3 protein-coding genes are annotated in these 2,540 nt (G+C 73.7%); all 3 read left to right on the top strand.

Translation table 11 applies throughout. The features are described from left to right. Window positions 1-807: hypothetical protein (locus FJY74_09765; protein MBM3308599.1), on the top strand; the 807-nt coding region annotated here is incomplete at its 5' end. Window position 808: 1 nt separating this feature from the next. Beyond that, window positions 809-2,134: an FAD-dependent oxidoreductase gene (locus FJY74_09770; GenBank protein ID MBM3308600.1), complete on the top strand. Its 1,326-nt coding sequence runs from the start codon at window positions 809-811 to the stop codon at window positions 2,132-2,134. Next, window positions 2,131-2,540, top strand: a 410-nt coding sequence (locus FJY74_09775) for an NAD-dependent dihydropyrimidine dehydrogenase subunit PreA (GenBank protein MBM3308601.1), incomplete at its 3' end; no start/stop codon positions are given. The genes FJY74_09770 and FJY74_09775, both read left to right, overlap by 4 nt.

Here is a 2,540-nt window from a genome sequence, read left to right on the forward strand (position 1 = left end):
GAGGTCGCCGCGACCGAGGACGGTGCGGCGGCGTGGGCGGGAGCCGCGAAGGCGTCGCTCGGGCGCGCGGCCGTGGCGTTCGGGGCAGCGCGCTTCGCGCCGGACTACTGGAGCCCGCTCGGGTCTGGCGCACCCGGCGTGCCGGGCGGGATGAACGGCGCGGCTGCGTGGCTCCGTGTGGCCTACAGGCCCGCGGCGGGCACCGAGGCCTGGTGCGAGGCGCTCGTCACGCGTCGGCCGTGGCGGTCGTACCTCTGCGAGCTGCCCGACGGGCGGCGTCAGCTTGCGTTCGGCATCGAGCGGCCGTTCGGAGCGCTCGGGCGCGTCTCGCTCACGCTCCGTGAGACCGCGCGGTTCACCGAGGGCGGCGACCCGCGTCGCGGCGTCCGCGAGGTGGCGCGGTCCGCGCGGCTCGACTGGCGGGCGTCCGGCGACCCGCGCTTCACGGTCTCGGCGCTGCGCGCGGCGCAGGCGGCCCGCGCGGAGTCGGCCGGTCCCGGCGGCGAGTCGGCCACGGGGTCGGCGTTCGCCCTCGGCGTGCGGACCGAGTCACCGGTCGGTGACCGCGCGCGTCTCGACGCCGGGTGCTTCGTCGTGTCGCGGCGGGGCGACGCGCCGACGCTCACCGTGTACGAGCCGCGCCTGCCGGGCGAGTTCGGGCTCGTCTCCTTGAACGCGTCCGGAGCGCGGTGGTATGCTCGCCTGCGCGCCGGGCTTGGCGCCGGTGTGGGCATCTCGGCGCGGGTCGCCGGTGGGCCGGGACGCGGCCGCCTCGACGCGGGCGCGGCCATCGAGTACGGGGGATAGCATGGAAGACAGGGAGCATCCGACCGGTCTTCTGCCCGAGGCGGGCCGCACCTACGCCCCGCACGAGGCGGTCATCGAGGCGTCTCGCTGCCTCATGTGCGAGGACCCGCCCTGCAACAGGGGCTGCCCGGCGGGCGTGGACGTGCGGCGGTTCGTGCGGAAGATCCGCTTCGGCAACTTCCGCGGCGCCACGAGGCTCATACGCGATGCCAACCCGCTCGTCGGCGTGTGCGGTCGGGTCTGTCCGCAGGAGATCCTCTGCATGGAGCACTGCACGCGTGGCGAGCTCGACACGCCCATCGACATTGCGGGGCTCCAGCGGTTCGCGGGCGACATCGAACTCGGGGCGCTCGCGCCCTTGCCGGGCGGCATCCGCGAGCGCCCCGAGCGCGTGGCCGTCGTGGGGGCGGGGCCGGCCGGCCTCGCCGCCGCCGTCGCGCTTCGGCTGGGAGGCTTCCAGGTCGAGGTGTTCGAGCGCGAGCGCGTGGCGGGCGGCGTGCTCGCCCTGGGCGTTCCGCCGACGCGGCTCTCCCGCGCGTTCCTCGAGAGCGAGCTCGCGTACGTCACAAGGCTCGGCGTGAAGGTCCATCTCGGCGACGAGCAGGACGACCCGGCGTCGCTCCTGTCAAAGGGGTTCGCCGCGGTCTTCGTCGCGCCCGGACTCTGGAAGGCGCGCCGCGTCGGCATCCCCGGGAGCGACCTTCAGGGCGTGCACGTCGCGATGGAGTTCCTGAAGGCGGTCGCGCGCGGTGAGCGGCCCGCGATCGGCGCGCGTGTCGTCGTGATCGGGGGCGGGAACGTCGCGATGGACGCGGCGACCACAGCGAAGGCGCTGGGCGCGGAGCGCGTGGACCTCTGCTGCCTCGAGTCGTTCGACGAGATGCCGGCGTTCCGGTCCGAGATCGAGCATGCGCAGGCGGAAGGGGTCGAGTTCCGCACGCGGACGCGGCCGGTGCGCGTCGTCGGGGAGGGCGGGCGCGTCGCGGGATACGAAGGCATCGGGATCCGGTGGAAGGTGCCGGGGCTTCTCGTTCCCTCGAACGCCGAGGACGTTCCCGGGACCGAGTTCGGGCTCCGCGCGGACGCGGTCATCGAGGCCATCGGCCAGGGGCCGCTCGACGGGTTCGCCGGGCTTGCGACCGATACGCGCGGGCTCGTCGCCGTGGACGTGGAGGCGATGACGACCTCCGTGGAAGGCGTGTTCGCCGGCGGCGACGTCACGAGCGGCGGCGCGACCGTCGTGCAGGCCGTCGCCGAGGGGAAGCGGGCCGCCGCGGCGATCGCGAAGTACCTCGAGTCGCGGCGCGAGAAGGGAGGCCGCCGATGAGCAAGGTCAACCTTGCGGTGGACTTCTGCGGCGTGCGGTTCCCGAACCCGTTCATCCTGGCGGCGGCGCCACCGACCGACAGCGCCGAGATGATCGCGCGGGGATTCGAGGCCGGCTGGGGCGGCGCGGTCGTCAAGACGCTCGGCCTGGAACACGTCGAGGTCAACCTCGTCTCGCCGATGATGGACGGCCTTCGGTACGAGGACAAGAACCTCATCGGGCTCGAGAACATCGACCTCATCTCGAACCGGAAGCTCAACGAGGTGCTCCCCGAGGTCGGCGACCTCAAGAGGCGCTACCCCGACCGTGTCGTCATCGTGAGCATGATGGCGAGCACCGAGGCGGAGTGGAAGGAGATCGCGCGGCGCGTCGAGGGCGCAGGCGCGGACATGATCGAGTGCAGCTT

Origin of the sequence: Candidatus Effluviviaceae Genus I sp., from assembly GCA_016867725.1 — a bacterium.
In the GTDB taxonomy this organism is placed as follows: Bacteria; Joyebacterota; Joyebacteria; order Joyebacterales; family Joyebacteraceae; genus VGIX01.

Coding starts and splice junctions, on each gene's coding strand:
- FJY74_09770 (MBM3308600.1), top strand. CDS start 809: ATGGAAGACAGGGAGCATCCGACCGGTCTTCTGCCCGAGGCGGGCCGC.